The following is a 17,534-nucleotide window of genomic DNA, read 5'->3' on the forward strand; positions in this document are numbered from 1 at the left end:
CAACAACGCAAATAATGAAAATTCGCCCACTTATGGCGCATTTCTATTCTATAGGTTGGGTTAGTACGAATAAGCGGGCCGATTTACAAATGCTTTCTTTTAATTCAAGTCGTCATCACCCTTTCATAAAGCAGGTGCATTCGCAGGCGCTTACCACTATTCTTGCGCTTACGGAAGTCATCTCCGCTTTTTTCGGTCTCGTTAACCGTAAAGAAATAAATACAGAATATGGATTTTCATAATTACACACGCACAGCGTGAACATAACAACCACACACGAGGTTTCAAATGGAAGCTCAACAGCACGGCGATCAGCTAAAGCGCGGGCTTAAAAACCGCCATATACAGCTCATCGCACTGGGCGGTGCGATTGGTACCGGCCTCTTTCTGGGCAGCGCATCCGTTATCCAGTCAGCCGGTCCCGGCATTATTTTGGGTTACGCGATAGCCGGTTTCATTGCCTTTCTGATTATGCGCCAGCTGGGTGAAATGGTCGTTGAAGAGCCGGTCGCAGGCTCCTTCAGCCACTTTGCCTATAAATACTGGGGCAGCTTTGCCGGTTTCGCATCGGGCTGGAACTACTGGGTGCTGTACGTGCTGGTTGCCATGGCCGAGCTTACTGCCGTCGGGAAATACATTCAGTTCTGGTATCCCGAAATCCCAACCTGGGCCTCCGCTGCGGCTTTCTTCGTCATTATTAACGCCATTAACCTGACCAACGTAAAAGTGTTCGGGGAAATGGAGTTCTGGTTTGCCATCATCAAGGTCATTGCCGTAGTGGCGATGATTATCTTTGGCGGCTGGCTGCTGTTCAGCGGCAACGGCGGCCCGCAGGCAACCGTGCGCAACCTCTGGGAACAGGGCGGCTTCCTGCCTCACGGCATGACCGGCCTGGTGATGATGATGGCTATCATTATGTTCTCCTTCGGCGGTCTGGAGCTGGTGGGCATCACCGCCGCGGAAGCCGACAACCCGGAGCAGAGCATTCCAAAAGCCACCAACCAGGTTATCTACCGTATCCTGATCTTCTATGTGGGCTCGCTGGCCGTACTGCTCTCCCTGCTGCCGTGGACGCGCGTGACCGCTGACACCAGCCCGTTTGTGCTGATCTTCCACGAGCTGGGCGATACCTTTGTAGCAAACGCACTCAACGTGGTTGTTCTGACCGCAGCGCTCTCCGTTTACAACAGCTGCGTATACTGCAACAGCCGCATGCTGTTCGGCCTGGCCCAGCAGGGTAACGCGCCAAAAGCGCTGCTCAACGTCGATAAGCGCGGCGTGCCGGTAAACACGATTCTTGTTTCGGCGGTCGTGACCGCGCTGTGCGTGCTCATTAACTACCTGGCACCGGAATCGGCGTTTGGCCTGCTGATGGCGCTGGTGGTCTCTGCTCTGGTGATTAACTGGGCGATGATCAGCCTGGCGCACATCAAGTTCCGCCGCGCCAAGCAGCAGCAGGGCGTCACCACGCGCTTCCCTGCCCTGCTTTACCCGCTGGGTAACTGGGTGTGCCTGGTATTCATGGCGGCCGTGCTGGTGATCATGCTGATCACGCCGGGCATGGCGATTTCCGTCTACCTGATCCCGGTCTGGATTGCGATCCTTGGTGTGGGCTATCTCTTCAGTCAGAAAAGCCGTAATGCCATGAAGGCCCACTAAGCCTCTCTCCGCGGCGCCTGCTTTTGCGGGTGCCGCGCGTTGTTACCTTCCTCACACTTTCACGCTCACAGCGCATTTATCCATATCACCGCCCTGATACTGCAACGCATATATTCCTTTGCCAGCGAATAATTCTCTCCATACCGTAAACCGGAGAGCTGTCGATGAATAACAACACACTGTCAGTAAAAGAAAAGATCGGCTATGGGATGGGCGACGCGGGATGCAACATCATCTTCGGCGCCATCATGCTGTTTGTTAACTATTTTCATACGGATATTTTTGGCCTGGCGCCGGCGCTGGTTGGCGTGCTGCTGCTGTCCGTCCGCGTGATTGACGCCGTAACGGACCCGATCATGGGCGCGATTGCCGACCGTACCCGCAGTAAATATGGCCGGTTTCGTCCATGGCTGCTGTGGATCGCCTTCCCCTACGCGCTGTTCAGCATCCTGATGTTCACCACGCCGGAGTGGAGCTATAACAGCAAAGTTATCTATGCGTTCGTCACCTACTTCCTGCTCTCTTTGACCTATACGGCAATCAACATCCCCTACTGCTCGTTAGGCGGGGTGATCACCAACGATCCAAAAGAACGCGTGGCCTGCCAGTCGTATCGCTTCGTGCTGGTCGGCATCGCCACGCTGCTGCTCTCATTAACGCTGCTGCCGATGGCCGACTGGTTTGGCGGGGATAACAAAGCCAAAGGCTACCAGATGGCGATGACCGTGCTGGCGCTGATTGGAACCTGTATGTTCCTGTTCTGCTTCGCCACCGTGCGCGAGCGCGTACGCCCGGCGGTACAGACCAACGACGAACTGAAAAACGATCTGAAAGACGTGTGGAAGAACGACCAGTGGGTACGCATTCTGCTCCTGACCCTGTGCAACGTCTGCCCGGGCTTTATCCGCATGGCGGCCACCATGTATTACGTCACCTGGGTGATGGGCCAGAGCACCCACTTCGCCACGCTGTTTATCAGCCTGGGCGTAGTCGGCATGATGCTCGGCAGCGTGCTGGCAAAAGTGCTGACTGACCGCTGGTGTAAGCTGAAAGTCTTCTTCTGGACCAATATTGTGCTGGCGATTTTCTCAACCGCCTTTTATTTCTTCGATCCGAAAGCCACCGTCACCATCGTGGTGCTCTACTTCCTGCTGAACATCCTGCACCAGATCCCGTCTCCGCTGCACTGGTCGCTGATGGCCGACGTGGACGACTACGGCGAGTGGAAAACCGGGAAGCGCATTACCGGGATCAGCTTCTCCGGCAATATCTTCTTCCTCAAGCTGGGGCTGGCGATTGCCGGGGCGATGGTCGGCTTCCTGCTCTCCTGGTACGGTTATGACGCGGGCGCAAAAGCGCAAAGCGCGGACGCCATTAACGGGATCGTGCTGCTGTTTACCGTTATTCCCGGCGTTGGATACTTAATTACCGCGGGCGTGGTACGGCTGCTGAAGGTTGATCGTGAAACCATGAAGCAGATCCAGTTCGATCTCGAGAAGCGTCGCGCTAACTACCGCGAGCTGAATGATTTACAGGAACTCAAAGCCGCTGAGACAAAATAAGGAAAGCCGAATGCAAACCTGGCCAAACCCGTTTATCGAACAACGCGCCGATCCGTACATTTTACGCCATGAGGGGCAGTACTATTTTATCGCCTCCGTGCCGCAGTACGACAGGCTGGCGATCCGCCGCGCAGAGTCGCTGGAAGGTTTACGTAATGCTGAAGAAGTGGTGGTCTGGCGCAAACCCGACACCGGCCCGATGAGCCAGCTGATCTGGGCGCCGGAGCTGCATCACATTGACGGCAAGTGGTACATCTATTTTGCCGCGACGCACACCCAGGCGCTCGACGCGCTCGGGATGTTCCAGCACCGTATGTTCGCTATTGAATGTGCTGAAGGCGATCCGCTCACCGGCGCGTGGGTGGAAAAAGGGCAGATCAAAACGCCTTTCGATACCTTCGCCCTGGACGCCACCACCTTTGTTCATCAGGGGAAACGCTGGTATCTGTGGGCGCAAAAAGCGCCGGATATCACCGGCAACTCCAATCTTTATCTGTGCGAAATGGAGAACCCCTGGACGCTGAAAGGCGAGCCGGTGATGCTCAGCAAGCCGGAGTATGACTGGGAGTGTCGCGGTTTTTGGGTCAACGAAGGCCCGGCGGTACTGATTCACGGCGATAAGCTGTTTATCAGCTATTCCGCCAGCGCCACCGACGAGAACTACTGCATGGGGCTACTGTGGATAGACCTGAATGCCGATCCGCAAAACCCGGCAAACTGGCACAAATCCCCGCGCCCGGTCTTCGTCACCAGCTACGAGAACCGCCAGTTCGGCCCGGGACACAACAGCTTTACGCAAACGCCGGAAGGGGAAGATGTGCTGGTGTATCACGCGCGTAATTACACCGAAATTGAGGGCGACCCGCTGTACGACCCGAACCGCCATACCCGCCTGAAGCTTGTCCGCTGGAATGAAAACGGGATGCCTGATTTCGGCATCCCGCCCGCGGATACGCTGTAGTCTTTGCGGCGCGCTGGCTTACACCAGCGTGCCGTAAATAGTCAGCAGTGCCACGATCACCACCACCACAAACGACGTTTTCTTCGCCATGGAGACAGCGGCTTTCGGTGTTACAATTTTGTCGGTATGCGGCTCACGCGCCAGCGAGAACTGCGCCAGACGCGTTAGCACCTGGTACTGCGACGTATGGCGATCGGCAAGAGACGCGAACCAAGCGGGCAGCGCTTTTTCACCGTGACCAATTAACGCGTACACCACGCCCACCAGACGCACCGGAAGCCAGTCGAGCACGTGCAGGATGGCATCAATGCCGGACTGCAGGCGTTCGTGCGGCGTCAGATAACGGGCAAGCCAGGTCTGCCAGGCGCGCAGGAACGCATATCCCATCAGCAGTACCGGCCCCCACGGGCCGCCCACCACGAACCAGAACAGCGGCGCAAGATAGTAGCGGAAGTTAATCCACAGCAGCGCGTTTTGCAGCTCGCGCAGAAACTCGCGCTCGTCGCAGTCCGGCGGCACGCCGTGGATCATGGTCAGTTCGCTCGCCATGGCACCGCGCGCATGGGCATCGTCACGGGAGGCGGCTTTCAGGTACGCGTGATAGTGCAAACGCACCTTGCCCGCACCAATGCACAGCACGCCGAGCAGGATCCACACCACCAGCAGCGGCACGTTGAAAAACAGCCCGTACAGCGAGCGCAGGAGCAGGAACGTAATGACCATCACCCCTGCCATCATCAGCAGCGTACGCAGCATAGAAAAGTGCTTAATCCGGCGGAAAAACACCTCCAGCCGGTGATCCAGATGCCAGTGTTCGCCGAGCTTGAACAGGCGTTCAGCGATGATAACCAGCAGCATGGTAAACAACGTCATGGTATCTCCTTATTCTGACGACGCGGCGAGCATGGTGCGAAACCGGGGCCAGTCAAAGGCCGGACCGGGATCGGTTTTTCTCTCCGGGGCGATATCACTGTGTCCCGTGATATTTTCGGCGATAGCCGGGTAGAGCCCAATAAGCGTGCGGGTCACAGCCGCAAGCTGTTGATACTGTGCATCGGTGTAGGGCGTCGTATCCGTGCCCTCCAGTTCAATCCCGATAGAAAAATCGTTGCACCGTTCGCGCCCTTGATACATCGACACCCCGGCATGCCAGGCGCGCTTATCAAAGGGAACATACTGGACCACTTCACCATCGCGACGAATCAGGCAGTGAGCCGATACGCGCAGATGTGCAATTTCAGCAAAGAAGGGATGAGCATCGGGATCTATCGTTCCCGTGAATAACGCATCGATCCACGGGCCGCCAAATTCACCCGGCGGGAGACTAATATTATGAACCACCAGCAGTGTGGGCTTTTCATCCTCCGGGCGGCAATCGTGGTGCGGCGAGGGCACATGCCGCGCATCCACCAGCCATCCGTTTTCTAACAACATGCTGGAACTCCTTCTGTATGGTGCAATGACTCGGTTCAGAGTAGCATGTTTCAATATTATGATTCGTTACCAATTTGGAGTTTTATCATGCCGCCTCGCCGCTACAACCCCGACCACCGACGTGAAGCGCTTCTGGAACGTATTAGTATGGATATTCCGTCAAGCGTCTCCCATGCTTTGAAAGAAGATCTGGGCGGTGACGTTAACGCTGATAAGGATATTACCGCACAATTATTGCCAAAAGAGACACGCTCGCACGCGGTCATTATCACCCGTGAAGACGGCGTCTTTTGCGGCAAGCGTTGGGTTGAAGAGGTCTTTACCCAGCTGGCGGGCGATGACGTGCAGGTGACATGGCATGTTGAAGACGGCGATGCAGTCACGGCCAACCAGCCGCTGTTCGAACTGGACGGACCTTCCCGCGTCTTGCTGACCGGCGAACGTACCGCGCTCAATTTTGTACAAACGCTCTCAGGAGTGGCCAGTGAAGTGCGTCGCTACGTTGACCTGCTGGCCGGTACCCGAACCCAGCTGCTGGATACCCGCAAAACGCTGCCGGGCCTGCGCACCGCGCTGAAGTATGCCGTACTCTGCGGCGGCGGCGCAAACCATCGCCTGGGCTTATCCGACGCCTTCCTGATTAAAGAGAACCACATTATTGCCTCTGGCTCCGTGCGTCAGGCGGTTGAGAAAGCCTTCTGGCTGCACCCGGATGTGCCTGTTGAGGTGGAAGTCGAAAGCCTGGAAGAGCTGGAGCAGGCGATTAAGGCCGGGGCCGATATCATCATGCTCGATAACTTCGAAACAGAGCAGATGCGCGAGGCGGTAAAACTGACAAACGGCCGGGCTCAGCTTGAAGTGTCCGGGAACGTCACTTTCGAAACGATCCGTGAATTCGCCGAAACCGGCGTAGATTACATCTCCGTCGGCGCGCTGACCAAACACGTTCGCGCCCTCGACCTCTCAATGCGCTTCAAGTAACGCATTCTCCCCTCTCCACCAGAGAGGGGAATTTCAGCCCCGCTCGCAGATCCGCTGTGCTTCCCTGCAACACTGAATAAATTCTCTGAAGACCCCTTCCCGTTCCCTTTTTTGCCCCTCGTTTCTGCTCTTTCCCGCTGACAAAGTAGCGCTACTTTGCATAAGGAGCAGATATGGACAGACAACAAGGATTCACACTCATCGAGCTGATGGTGATTATCAACAGTAAATTACTGTAATAATTAAACGCAGAAACAATATTTAACATGTTGATTATAATGAAATAAAAAAGAGGCTATAAAGCCCCTTCATAAAGTAGTATCAAGATATCGAAAGGATTCAGGAAACAAAGCCCTGTGAACCCTCTTCCTTTGCCCCTTGCCGCTATATCAGTTCTCAATGCTGCCAGTACTGACACTCTCAGCCGATTGTTAGCTACTAACCTTTTGTCAGAGGTGTATTTTTCGCCACTTTCGCAATGGTAGCTCTAGAGCAACCGATTAACGCCTGAATTTTGTTCCAGCTTTTTCCGTCAGACAGTAATTCTTGTACTTTATTGTGTAGACTCTCATCTACCGGGCGGCCTCGATACTTTTTCTCATTTTTGGCCTTTTCAATACCCTGCATTTGCCGTCTGCGGCGATCTTCGTAGTCTTTGCGGCTGATTGCCGCCAACATATCCAGCATCATTGAATTCATTGCTTCAAACATACGGGCGGTGAATTCGTCCTGAACATTTAAAAGCTGGTGGCTTGTGGGTAAATCCAACGACACGACTCTGATCCCCTTAGACTCAATAAGCCCTCGAAGGGTTTTCCAATCCTCACCAGTAAGGCGGCTGATTCGGTCAATTTGCTCACAAAGCAAAATGTCACCACGTTCTGCTATTTCCAAAAGCAGGAATAACTGAGGGCGTTGCAGGCTTGCACCTGATTCATTCTCTTTGAAGTACTTTGATACCTTCAGATCATGTGAATGGGCAAATGCCTCTAACTCATTAAAGGCTCTGCCTGCATCCTGCTCCTTCGTCGAAGCTCGAAGATAACCCCAAACTCTCATGACACACCCCATCGGTCTGTTTTATGTGGTTCATTATATTTGGTTCATTTTAAGTTGTAAAGTTAATTTAATGAACCAGCCTTGCTGGTGGTCTGGATTGGTCTGCTTGATGTATACTTATTCGACACCAAGTTAATGGTGGATAAGCCTTCATTAGCAATTGATTGCCTCCGAAAATCTAGAACCAGAGTATGGTTAGCGAAAAGCGGAAGTGTAGCGTTACCAGCTAAGACAACTAACATAGAAATGGCGACTGAAGTCGCAGCAATTCACATCATGCTCAGGAAAGACTCATGTATGCACTACTAGATTTGCTGGTGAAATCAACAGTACGTTAGATTTGCATTTTCACTCTAGAATTTCAGTCATCTTTTCGGGGTTATGGATAATTGAATGCACACTTCGATTGAAGTACTCAGCCAAGCAAGTTTCAAGTCGGTACTCGGCAGACCAAATGAAGGCCAAATGGCCTTGACGCTTTTATGCCTTGTTGATTGGCCTGACGGAGTGCAAAGGCAATCATATGTAAAAATATTTACTAGGGAAGAAAGCATTGGTGTCTTCAACGAAGTTCTTGGATACCTGCTTACCAAATCAAATGATCTTCCTGTAGCCCCAAAAGCAGGCATATTGATATTGCCCGATGGTGTCATTGATTCAATTGACAAGCCCGTATCGCCAATTGCCTTTGTTAGCTCCAAGGTTACCGGACATTCTCCGGCTAGCTATTACAACATTGGTGATATGATTAAATTTGAGAGTCTTAGAAGGATTCTTGATGGATGGGAAAAGTTACATAAAACGATCGCTTTTGATGAGTGGGTCGCAAACCAAGATAGAAATTTAGGGAACTTGATCATTGATTCGCACAACCAAGTCACCCTTATTGACCACAGTAATATGCCTGTAGATCTCATGTGGTCTCCTGAAGACTTAGCCATAACTATCAACCCAGTCAATAAGTTAGAAATTGCCCTCCGAGCCGTGCCAACCCTTCCTCAAAAAATGGATATAGTAAATGGAGCTAACGGACAAACTGAAGCATTGGATATCGTAATAGCAGAGATTGCTTATTGGTGTGACAGGCTTCTGAATCCGCAAGCAAAAGATTGTTTATTGGAATTTTTGAGTCAACGTGCAGTTTTTTCAAAAGAAAGATTAAGCAGAAGGCTTGGCGTACTGGCGGGGGTCGCGTGATTAACTTTGATTCTATCCTAAATGAGCATTCACATCAGCCAATTGTTAAAGGTGAATGGTTTACAATTCAGTGGTGCCCTGATGTTGCCACAGGAGAAAAACTTAATATAGGTGTATGTTTTAAAGATAGTTTTGGAGGGGTATTTGTACAAACTCTTGAGTATTTTGATAGGATTTCTTGCTTATACTCTCATGGCATGATATTTCACCTTAAGTTGGCTTGTGAAGTAGCTAGGGAGATAGTACTTTCAGGGGAAGTATTTTTATCAAATCAATGCCAGAATTTAACTTTTAAAAACAATGGATATGCTCAAGGTGAATCAGCAGACGACATAGTATCTTCTCTGTTTTCAAATGTTGTTCCTTTATCGGTAAAAGTGACAAAAAAGAGAGAGAAAGTTTATACTCCAATTTCAAGAGATCGCCTTTACAATATAATGGATGGCTACCTCAAACAACACCTTGAATACGAAGAATATTTTGAAATGCGAGACCCATCCCCTTTAAAAAGAATTACACTGGGCCAACAATCGCAAACAATTTATCTTCCTTACAAAGCCAAGACCTCGCTCGGAACAATAGCATCAGCAGCCTATTCTGATGAAAATTTAGCCAAGTGTCATTTGTATGATGCACAAAGAGACATCTCGTTAGCTTTGAATAACTACGATGAGTATAAGTGTGGAGCGATTTTCATATTGTCTCCAAACAATGACCTCAAAGTAGACAAACGCGATCAAGTAGATTTAGAGATTGATAAGTTTTGTTGGTACTTGAAAACACAAGCTATAGAAACCGAAGTTGATAGTGACCCACATAGTTTATCCGACAGAGCAATCCATTGGTATCGTAGGAAGGCTGCGTGATAATATTCTTAGTTCACAAGAAAACCGTCCTTTTGGCGGTTTTTTGTGCCGAGAATATTCAAGATTTCCAATCATTGATTTTTAATCAATGCTTGGTCGGTGAAAAGTTCGTTACTGAGATCTGAGTACACGGCATTTGGTCGGCGAGGTTGAACCTAATCAGACGAACGAGATTTTAAATCGTGCAGAAAAATACTGACTGTACTTTTATCTCAGTAAACGATCCCTTTAACTTTTCCCTGAAAAAAGATAAGAACAACCCTCACTTTTTCTTCCTCTAAACTAGTAGTAATTCTAACGCTAGACTCATAGTGAGCAACAATCGTATCACACTGATACATATGACATTTCACTCCATAACAAGCAACTTACCCACAAAATTCATGATGCATTAGTACTCGATCTATAATAGGATATACAGTTACTTACGAGGAATGCCATTGTTAGGAATAAAGATGAAACTTCCCAGACAAAGCATCATTAACAGATTCCCAGATTTGCATATTCATCAAACCATCGATGAAATTAGAGAACTCTTAACAAATGGATTTGATGATTCCCAAAAAACAATTTTTTTATGTGGGAAAGATAAATCTGACAAAAAAAGCCTTCGATACAAATTCTCAACTTTTCTTTCACAAGAGAAAGGTATTACTCTTACCTATCCAGAAGATTTGTTTGAGGATCTCCTTGAAGGTCAAGGAAAAAATAGCCTGCTATCTCTTGAAACGCAGCTTGCAGACTCTGTTGATCTGATAGTTCTTATACCTGAAAGTCCAGGTTCTTTCGCAGAGTTAGGTGCTTTTTCTATGGATAAGGCCTTAGCAGAAAAAATGCTAGTTATGAGGATGGGAGAATTCAAGTCAGGTAAAAGTTTTATAAATCATGGTCCTGTAAGGCTAGTCAGAACTCATGGTGGGGAAATTTTTGACATCCCAAAAAACTTTGATGAAAAGAATCCTGCACATGTAAAAACAGTACTTGGAAAAATCAAACAAACACTACCAAGTGGACGAAAGAAGAAAGAACTAGATAATATATTATTATATTCAAAACATGTTCTTCTTTTGATCTATCTTTTTGATGATTTGAATTTGCGTTCCGTGTACAAAACCATGGAATTGATAATGAATAGAAAATTCGAAAATCGAGACAACATTGCATGTAAAGCTGCAACACATTCACTCATAAGAGCAGGAATGATTAACCAGCAAGAAGGGTTATTCACCATAACTCAAGTCGGTTATGATGCAATAATTAATAGTTTCCATCTGAAATCATCACTCACTGAGCTAAGAACAAAAATCATGAATAAACAATATGCTAGACACTGATTAAGTTTCATCATAAAATTCTCGGGTGTGCTAGTTTTTAAGCAGGTGGCTTACTAGTCAGCTAGTTAAGTCCACAGTGGATGGAGAGTCTCTCCGTTCCCGCAGTTCATCACAGAGACAGCGTGATGATCGAGTCCCCCAACTCCCGCCCGCCGTGATTTGGGGGACTCGTACATCCGCCTTACGGAAGGATAATGAACATCCATACCTTCACAGGTATGTCTGTTCATCCTCCTTCCCCGCTGTAGTCGTTAAAAACTAGCACACAATTTCAGATAGAAATTACATCTCTGCTATGATGAAATAAAATGAATACTCATCAAGGAAAGTACACCCAGCAACTGTTATCTCTCCCTATTCTTGAGAATGTGGACGACTTATCACAATCCCTCAGACTTCCTAAAGAAGTTATATCCAAGTTTAGCTTCAATAATGATAGATACTATCACCGTATTGAAATGGAAAAAAAATCTGGTGGTATTCGTCACATCGAAAGCCCACTAAAAGAATTAAAAGCAATACAAAGATGGGTGTTACGATATATTTTAGATAAATTATCTCCTTCATCTTACGCGAAAGGCTTTGTTAGGAAAAAATCTATTCTTGACAATGCTAAACCGCATGAAGGAAATCAATATGTATTGAATCTTGATCTGAAAGATTTTTTTACCACTGTACAAGCATCGCATGTATATACATTGTTTAAGAACATAGGATACAACAATAACATAGCCTTTATACTTACCTCTTTTTGTACCAAAAGTGGGTATTTGCCCCAAGGAGCACCAACTTCTCCTGCTTTATCGAATCTTGTTTGCTTAAGACTTGATCACCGTATATCTACTTATTGTAAAAAACGTGCTCTGACATATACACGTTATGCTGATGACCTTTGTATATCAGGTAATAAGATACTAATCTTACAGAAGGCATCTTACTTAATAAAAGATATCATTTGTGACGAAGGGTTTACTATAAACGCCAAAAAAGAAAAGTTCTTAGGTCCAAAGGTACGAAGAGAAGTTACAGGTTTAACTGTCACCCCTAAGATCACGATCAGTAAAAAGAATTATTGTCTCTATAGAAAAAGAATCTATGATCTTGTAAGGACAGGAACTCCAAACAAGCATGAAATAATAAAAGGAATATTATCTTTTGTCAGAAGTATCGATAAAGATAAAGGAAAAAAACTTTCTGTATTCTATCAGAACCAAATTACTCTCATTGCAGATAGTTAAAATCAATGAGGCCAAACTGATGGCCTCATTACTTACGGTCAGTTGAGGCGATTTAGTACCATATACTCTGGCTGGCACATACTCCCCCGTTCCCCTAACCAGTAATAATCCAGATCGGCGACATGCACATTGAGTCTCGAATCTACACGATTAATCTGTAATCGTAGACCTACAGTATCTTTGTAGGGCAAGCCTGATTTAACAACATATTTGTATTTAACCCCGATTTCTTCTTCAAAAGATATGAGATAAGGAGTGATTTGCTTTTGGATTTCTTTCAGACAAATAACTTCATTGCCAACAGTAAAGGGCGTTTCAGTTTTACCGTCAGGAATAGTAGCCGCAATTGTGGCTGATGGGAGTAACATTAACAGTACTGATAATGCTCTTTTCATCTATTCTTTCCCTTGAATAAAATCATTGTTTAGAACAAATTTTTGTAATCGTTGCATTATGGTTAAATTCAACATCAATTACTTTTATAGTGCTATCATTCAGTACTGATACAAAATAGTTACTTGATGAATTCCCGTACTTCCGAGAACCGTCTGATGCGATTTCGTTGAATTCAGCAGTATACACACTATCTTTATCACCTGGAATTGGCATTCGACTGATCAACTTATCATCTGAGATTGTATATTCAACTAAAATACCTTTATCTGAATAGTAACCAGAATCGCGTTTAGTTCCCTGTCGAGTTTGTGTTATTGCATCGAACTTATCACATTTATAAACATTGGTTTTGGCCTTTTCAGTATTGTCAGCCGTTGAAGCCTTTGCATCAGTACTTTTATCTTGTGAAACAACCCCTGCCCCAATCCCAATAGATACCATAAAAGCAATGAAACTCATTGATAAGGATGTAATCAACGCTCTGATCTTTCCATGGCCTCTATTTCTACTACGATTTGAAACTTTCTTATAACAAAGTACCGAAATTGCTGTGCAGATAATGAAAACGATCAATCCAGACATACATTCTCCTCAGATTTCATTTACGTTAAGTTTCTCATAGCGTTCAGGCCAGATCGTTCTAACGGGTACACCGATAAAATCGGCAATAATTCGCTCACCTTTCGGCCAATGTCGCTCAAGTACGTTGTAAAGTGTTCTTTCATGTAAACCGCTATCTCTGGATAGCTGTGCCAACGTTCCTCCTCGCTTCTTGATAGCTGCCAAGATATCGGCCCTATGCCAGTTCTCAGTACTAGCATTTTGCTCCTTTATCTGAGATTCTGACTTGTTGTGAATACTCATAATGACCACTCATTACTAACATTAAGAACATGATTGATCATTAAAAGGAATTCGTCAAATAAAAATGAGGAACAAAGTTCCTTTTAATGTGGTGGGTTGTGCATGGCTGGCAAAAAAGAAAGCGTTGAACAGTTCAGCGAAAGGTTAAAATCGATAGTACCTTCTGGTTCAGGGCGAGATTTCGCCAAAAAAGCAGGCATAGGGTACAGTACTGTCCACAATTATCTACAAGCTGTATCAAGCCCTACGCTTGAGAATCTTGTGCTTCTCGCTAAAGCTGGTGGCGTGTCGGTTGAATGGCTGGCTACTGGAAAAGAGTTTTCAAAATCGGCAAACACAGACCAAGCCGAAGAACTGTTGAAAATTCCTTTTATTGATAGAGATGATTTCCTTTTACTGGATTCAGGTGTTTTCCCTGATTTACAGGAAAAGGCCAAGTCTCTTGCTGCATTACGGGTCAGTACAGATGTAATGGAACCTACATTCTTAGTTGACAGTATTTTACTTATTGATCAACAACATAAGCAGTTAAAAGACGGTAAAGTGGTAGTACTCCACAAAGAAGGAAGCTACCTGTATAAGCGGGTGCAGGTAGTCCCTGATGGATACAATTTAAGCAGTGATAACACCAAATACAGTGCAATGATCGTCAATCAGGATTCACTATCCTCCTTTGATGTGCTGGGGGAAGTACTGATAGTATTGAATCATTTGTAGTCTGTGAGTCTGTGCCTACGAAGCCCTTTATACGTTCTCAATGTAATTCTGAGGCGATTTTCTATCGATGGCATGGGTTGCACTACTTCTTGGTTCAATCGCCGCTAGCAGCTTCCTATGCAATTTTATGAATCGGAATCAGGACGCTGCTTTGCGTGGTTCCCATTAGGCGAGTACTGACAATACTTTTAGTTCGAGGGATATAATTTAACCCTAAGTAATCAGGGGCAAGTGATCTTACCTCGATTCGAACTTATCAAAGAACTTCATGCGTTCTTCGCCTTTGTAGTCAAAACCTTGAGATTTAATCAGTTCTTTAAGTTCAGCACTGATGTTACCTGTTTTTTTGATCTCGTACATTTTCCCATCAACGGTAACATTAATGATTTCTCTTTGATTAGTACTTCTTACAGTACCGGACTTTGCCTTGCCATTTTTAATACCTAAAGAAGCAAGCAGAGCAGCCTTTACTGATTCATCTAAATGCAAAATCTGTTGCTTGATATCATCAACTTTACTTGCATCAAGCTCCTTCTTGTACTCGTGAGCAACAAGAGAAAGATTTCTTGATACACGATTCAACTGATCAATGAATTCATGAGGATTTTCTTTAAAAAGTTTATCAAACTCAGCTTTACAATCAGTTAACTTGAAGTTCTTCCCAGCAGTCCTTTCAATCAACTTCTTGTAGTCAGTATTTGCAAGATCATGCACAACATCAGTGTTTTTGCTCATTACACTCCCCTATCAATTATCAGTCATATACAAACCTATCATGAGATTACTTCATTCATAAAAAAACAACAAGAAGTTCATAGCAGAAACATTGATCATATTTTATTAAAGAATATCAAGTACTAACTTCGTTAGCACTCTCTAAAGTATGTTAAAGTACTTCGCTTGCTATCGCCGCTTGTATTTCAACATACTTATTCGCTTTGCTTCGTTTAACACGATCTATCCTGACGAGATTTGTTGAGAAATTTCATCCCCCCACTCGGGGGATGAAAACAATAAAAAAGTACACGAATTGTGTACTTGATTTATTCTGACGATGATAGTCATCGAAATATTGTATTGCGATTTACTCAAATTTTAGACGGATCAATACCATCTAAAGCTATGAGTACGGAAGCGGGTTGCTCTGTATTCTCCCATATCGCAGTTCATATGCAACGGTCCGTGCTTTAAACATAACACGACTTAGTACTGAGTCTATACAATCAAACCAATACTTGTTTCTTTAAATTTTGGATGGTTCTATACTATATAAAATCCATCGCATTGTTTTAAAGAAACTCCCTTAACAAATTACTCAGGTGCGAACCTATATGTCTATCTAGAAAGTACTTATCTGTTTATTGTACTTTTTTATTGTGCCGCATTGCCGTAACTCCTGCGTTCCTTAGTATTTGGTATCGGATTAACGCTCGGGAAATTGGTACGGGTCTCATTTGCACATCGAACTGCTTGAACTTCTCAACTGCCATCTACATTTTCGATAGGATCAGGTTTTTAATCATTAGTACTTCAGTACTATCAAGCAGAGTTTTACATCTATATTATACCACATTATTTTAATTCGTTTCATTTATTTTATAATACGACAATGTATTTACTACAACATTATACCATATAAGTAAATTTTATTTCACTAATAATAGTTTAATCATTATTAATTAAGTACTCAATTGATTTTAGATCATCATTTTGCACTGCCATAAAAACAACCTCTCCTGTCTTACTATTAATTACCATAGCTTGTTTCTCATTAACGCCGACATAACTCACAACCAGCATGATAGTATTATCATAACGCTTCATTTTTATATTTTTAATAACACGCTTAACCTTTACATTAAAATCAAGCCTTAACTTTGTATTTTTTGGGTCTAGCAAATCATCAGTATATGAATCTTTTAGATCATTAAAAGTTTCGTAGCCAATATTTGATTGTTTCAGTATAGTAATTTCATTTCGGATCTCACTAATACGACGTTGAATGTTTTTCAGTATACGCCTATCATTAGGGTCAGGTATGTCTTCTTTTTCAAGATCAGCTAGAATTTCATTGCTGTATTTTTCATTAGAAACTAACTCCATTGAAAGATAGTTTATTTTAACCTGTATGTCATTATCATCACTTCTCAACATAGAGAAGTCAAAATTCCTGAGATGTTCTAGTAACGCATTCTCTACAATCTTGTACTTAAAACCTCTCTCTTTACATTTATCTATTTTTACAAGGCTTCCGCCACATCGAAAATATGTATCACCTTTTTTATCAACACTGTTAACTTGCACATATCTTCCACAATTCATACATATGCATAAACCTGCAAATAAATTATTTGCCTTTACATTTATCTTCCCTAATGGGTTTCTTTGCTTTCTTAAATCATTAACCGCTTCAAATAATTCTGGTTCAACAACGACAGGGTAGATAGACATACCATCTAAAATTTTACGCCCTGTAGAATTAAACCTACCTATAAGCCTCTGATCTTTAATTATTTTCATTAAGTGATTGATTGTTGGTTCTCTTTCATTTATCTGCATTCCTCTCTTTTTTAGCTCATCACGGATTGCTGCAGGCCCAAACCCGTCAGCATACATTTTAAAAATAAGATTGTACTTTTCTGACTCACCTTTTTTTAATACATATTTGTTGTTTTTTACTTCAATCCAGGATGGCACGCGATGAGTTAAAACAGACGTTCCGTCGATGGTGTTTTTTATTCTTTCATCCCAATTTTTAATACTTAAACGAGCTTTGCGTTTACTTTCATTATGTGCTCGCTGTAAGCCGCCTGAAATAATATTCAGATCACTATATTGGTGATGTATCATTTCTGTTTCCACCTCATGGATATCGCATCCTGCATTAATCAGACTCAAGAACAACCCTGCTGCTCGGTTCGGTGCGGCTCTACTAAAACGGTCAAGGTTTTCAATGACTAATACGGAATTAGTGATCTTCTTCTGTAACACATCATCTATAAAGGTTTTCAGTACAGAACCATCTTCGATATTTTTTCCGCTATACGCAGACACACCTTCAGCATACAACCAACTTATGTCCCCCAACTCATAGCCACGGTTATGTTGAGAATCATCGTATGCAGCAACGTAATCTCGCAGCATTTCTTGCTGTCTCGACATACCATAGCCATCTTTAGCTTGTCCTCTCGAACTGACGCGAGCATAGCAATACACCGCTTTTTTCATTTAATTTTCCTAAGATCACAACAGTAATAAGCAGTATA

At 44.8% G+C, this 17,534-nt stretch carries 18 protein-coding genes; 10 read left to right on the forward strand and 8 right to left on the reverse strand.

What is annotated here, in order from left to right; all coding sequences use genetic code 11:
- Window positions 1-288: 288 nt before the first annotated feature.
- From aroP to V4835_RS19710, 3 genes are all read left to right on the forward strand, one after another.
- Window positions 289-1,659, forward strand: coding sequence for an aromatic amino acid transporter AroP (aroP, locus tag V4835_RS19700; RefSeq protein WP_063143363.1), 1,371 nt, complete (start codon window positions 289-291; stop codon window positions 1,657-1,659).
- Window positions 1,660-1,823: 164 nt separating this feature from the next.
- Window positions 1,824-3,221 (forward strand): MFS transporter, encoded by a 1,398-nt coding sequence (locus V4835_RS19705; protein ID WP_331413366.1) that lies wholly within the window; start codon window positions 1,824-1,826, stop codon window positions 3,219-3,221.
- A 10-nt stretch (window positions 3,222-3,231) separates the two neighbouring features.
- A complete protein-coding gene (locus V4835_RS19710; protein WP_063143361.1) occupies window positions 3,232-4,182 on the forward strand; it encodes a glycoside hydrolase family 43 protein in 951 nt (316 codons plus the stop codon).
- A gap of 18 nt (window positions 4,183-4,200) precedes the next feature.
- Here V4835_RS19710 and ampE read toward each other — a convergent pair whose 3' ends face one another.
- Together ampE and ampD are read right to left on the reverse strand one after the other, a co-directional pair.
- Entirely contained in the window at window positions 4,201-5,055 is an 855-nt protein-coding gene (gene ampE / locus V4835_RS19715; protein WP_219324507.1) for a beta-lactamase regulator AmpE, read from the reverse strand.
- 9 nt (window positions 5,056-5,064) lie between these two features.
- On the reverse strand, window positions 5,065-5,616 hold the full coding sequence (gene ampD, locus V4835_RS19720) for a 1,6-anhydro-N-acetylmuramyl-L-alanine amidase AmpD (protein WP_331413369.1): 552 nt from the start codon (window positions 5,614-5,616) through the stop codon (window positions 5,065-5,067).
- An 87-nt stretch (window positions 5,617-5,703) separates the two neighbouring features.
- On the opposite strand from ampD, the gene nadC reads away from it, so the two are divergent.
- On the forward strand, window positions 5,704-6,597 hold the full coding sequence (gene nadC, locus V4835_RS19725; protein WP_331413371.1) for a carboxylating nicotinate-nucleotide diphosphorylase: 894 nt from the start codon (window positions 5,704-5,706) through the stop codon (window positions 6,595-6,597).
- Between the two features lie 173 nt (window positions 6,598-6,770).
- Window positions 6,771-6,836, forward strand: a complete 66-nt coding sequence (locus V4835_RS24435) for a prepilin-type N-terminal cleavage/methylation domain-containing protein (RefSeq protein ID WP_096150682.1) — start codon at window positions 6,771-6,773, stop codon at window positions 6,834-6,836.
- A gap of 199 nt (window positions 6,837-7,035) precedes the next feature.
- Here the strand turns inward: V4835_RS24435 and V4835_RS19730 are convergent, their stop codons facing one another.
- A complete protein-coding gene (locus V4835_RS19730; protein ID WP_032664618.1) occupies window positions 7,036-7,656 on the reverse strand; it encodes a recombinase family protein in 621 nt (206 codons plus the stop codon).
- A gap of 393 nt (window positions 7,657-8,049) precedes the next feature.
- Here V4835_RS19730 and V4835_RS19735 point away from each other — a divergent pair, with 393 nt between their 5' ends.
- The 4 genes from V4835_RS19735 to V4835_RS19750 all read left to right on the forward strand — a co-directional run bounded on the left by V4835_RS19735 (window position 8,050) and on the right by V4835_RS19750 (window position 12,291).
- Window positions 8,050-8,853 (forward strand): hypothetical protein, encoded by an 804-nt coding sequence (locus V4835_RS19735; RefSeq protein WP_094543310.1) that lies wholly within the window; start codon window positions 8,050-8,052, stop codon window positions 8,851-8,853.
- Entirely contained in the window at window positions 8,850-9,719 is an 870-nt protein-coding gene (locus tag V4835_RS19740) for a hypothetical protein (protein WP_054176454.1), read from the forward strand. Before V4835_RS19735 ends, V4835_RS19740 begins: the two co-directional genes overlap by 4 nt.
- Before the next feature lie 455 nt (window positions 9,720-10,174).
- Window positions 10,175-11,053, forward strand: a complete 879-nt coding sequence (locus tag V4835_RS19745) for a retron St85 family effector protein (protein ID WP_046624277.1) — start codon at window positions 10,175-10,177, stop codon at window positions 11,051-11,053.
- A 308-nt stretch (window positions 11,054-11,361) separates the two neighbouring features.
- A complete protein-coding gene (locus tag V4835_RS19750; RefSeq protein ID WP_279654422.1) occupies window positions 11,362-12,291 on the forward strand; it encodes a retron St85 family RNA-directed DNA polymerase in 930 nt (309 codons plus the stop codon).
- A 38-nt stretch (window positions 12,292-12,329) separates the two neighbouring features.
- On the opposite strand, the gene V4835_RS19755 is transcribed toward V4835_RS19750, so the two are convergent.
- From V4835_RS19755 to V4835_RS19765, 3 genes are read right to left on the reverse strand one after another with little or no spacing between them, the layout of a single operon-like run.
- A complete protein-coding gene (locus tag V4835_RS19755) occupies window positions 12,330-12,686 on the reverse strand; it encodes a hypothetical protein (RefSeq protein WP_331413377.1) in 357 nt (118 codons plus the stop codon).
- A gap of 22 nt (window positions 12,687-12,708) precedes the next feature.
- Window positions 12,709-13,269, reverse strand: a complete 561-nt coding sequence (locus V4835_RS19760; RefSeq protein WP_331413378.1) for a hypothetical protein — start codon at window positions 13,267-13,269, stop codon at window positions 12,709-12,711.
- Between the two features lie 9 nt (window positions 13,270-13,278).
- Window positions 13,279-13,551 carry a helix-turn-helix domain-containing protein gene (locus V4835_RS19765; protein WP_331413380.1) on the reverse strand — a complete coding sequence of 91 codons (273 nt, stop codon included), beginning with the start codon at window positions 13,549-13,551 and terminating at the stop codon, window positions 13,279-13,281.
- 102 nt (window positions 13,552-13,653) lie between these two features.
- Between V4835_RS19765 and V4835_RS19770 the strand changes: the two genes are divergently transcribed.
- The gene (locus V4835_RS19770; protein ID WP_052746233.1) at window positions 13,654-14,268 is read left to right on the forward strand and encodes an XRE family transcriptional regulator; all 615 of its coding nucleotides are present in this window, start codon (window positions 13,654-13,656) and stop codon (window positions 14,266-14,268) included.
- A gap of 237 nt (window positions 14,269-14,505) precedes the next feature.
- Here the strand turns inward: V4835_RS19770 and V4835_RS19775 are convergent, their stop codons facing one another.
- Window positions 14,506-15,003: a hypothetical protein gene (locus V4835_RS19775; RefSeq protein WP_046624240.1), complete on the reverse strand. Its 498-nt coding sequence runs from the start codon at window positions 15,001-15,003 to the stop codon at window positions 14,506-14,508.
- Window positions 15,004-15,933: 930 nt separating this feature from the next.
- Window positions 15,934-17,496: a recombinase family protein gene (locus V4835_RS19780; protein ID WP_199986287.1), complete on the reverse strand. Its 1,563-nt coding sequence runs from the start codon at window positions 17,494-17,496 to the stop codon at window positions 15,934-15,936.
- Between the last annotated feature and the right edge of the window lie 38 nt (window positions 17,497-17,534).

It is taken from the genome of Enterobacter cloacae complex sp. CARB60 (assembly GCF_036487345.1).
Classification (GTDB): domain Bacteria; phylum Pseudomonadota; class Gammaproteobacteria; order Enterobacterales; family Enterobacteriaceae; genus Enterobacter; species Enterobacter asburiae_D.

Excerpts from the sequence above, each read along its gene's own strand:
- aroP (WP_063143363.1), top strand. The coding sequence starts at position 289 with ATGGAAGCTCAACAGCACGGCGATCAGCTAAAGCGCGGGCTTAAAAAC.
- V4835_RS19705 (WP_331413366.1), top strand. The coding sequence starts at position 1,824 with ATGAATAACAACACACTGTCAGTAAAAGAAAAGATCGGCTATGGGATG.
- V4835_RS19710 (WP_063143361.1), top strand. The coding sequence starts at position 3,232 with ATGCAAACCTGGCCAAACCCGTTTATCGAACAACGCGCCGATCCGTAC.
- ampE (WP_219324507.1), bottom strand. The coding sequence starts at position 5,055 with ATGACGTTGTTTACCATGCTGCTGGTTATCATCGCTGAACGCCTGTTC.
- ampD (WP_331413369.1), bottom strand. The coding sequence starts at position 5,616 with ATGTTGTTAGAAAACGGATGGCTGGTGGATGCGCGGCATGTGCCCTCG.
- nadC (WP_331413371.1), top strand. The coding sequence starts at position 5,704 with ATGCCGCCTCGCCGCTACAACCCCGACCACCGACGTGAAGCGCTTCTG.
- V4835_RS19730 (WP_032664618.1), bottom strand. The coding sequence starts at position 7,656 with ATGAGAGTTTGGGGTTATCTTCGAGCTTCGACGAAGGAGCAGGATGCA.
- V4835_RS19735 (WP_094543310.1), top strand. The coding sequence starts at position 8,050 with ATGCACACTTCGATTGAAGTACTCAGCCAAGCAAGTTTCAAGTCGGTA.
- V4835_RS19745 (WP_046624277.1), top strand. The coding sequence starts at position 10,175 with ATGAAACTTCCCAGACAAAGCATCATTAACAGATTCCCAGATTTGCAT.
- V4835_RS19750 (WP_279654422.1), top strand. The coding sequence starts at position 11,362 with ATGAATACTCATCAAGGAAAGTACACCCAGCAACTGTTATCTCTCCCT.
- V4835_RS19755 (WP_331413377.1), bottom strand. The coding sequence starts at position 12,686 with ATGAAAAGAGCATTATCAGTACTGTTAATGTTACTCCCATCAGCCACA.
- V4835_RS19760 (WP_331413378.1), bottom strand. The coding sequence starts at position 13,269 with ATGTCTGGATTGATCGTTTTCATTATCTGCACAGCAATTTCGGTACTT.
- V4835_RS19765 (WP_331413380.1), bottom strand. The coding sequence starts at position 13,551 with ATGAGTATTCACAACAAGTCAGAATCTCAGATAAAGGAGCAAAATGCT.
- V4835_RS19770 (WP_052746233.1), top strand. The coding sequence starts at position 13,654 with ATGGCTGGCAAAAAAGAAAGCGTTGAACAGTTCAGCGAAAGGTTAAAA.
- V4835_RS19775 (WP_046624240.1), bottom strand. The coding sequence starts at position 15,003 with ATGAGCAAAAACACTGATGTTGTGCATGATCTTGCAAATACTGACTAC.
- V4835_RS19780 (WP_199986287.1), bottom strand. The coding sequence starts at position 17,496 with ATGAAAAAAGCGGTGTATTGCTATGCTCGCGTCAGTTCGAGAGGACAA.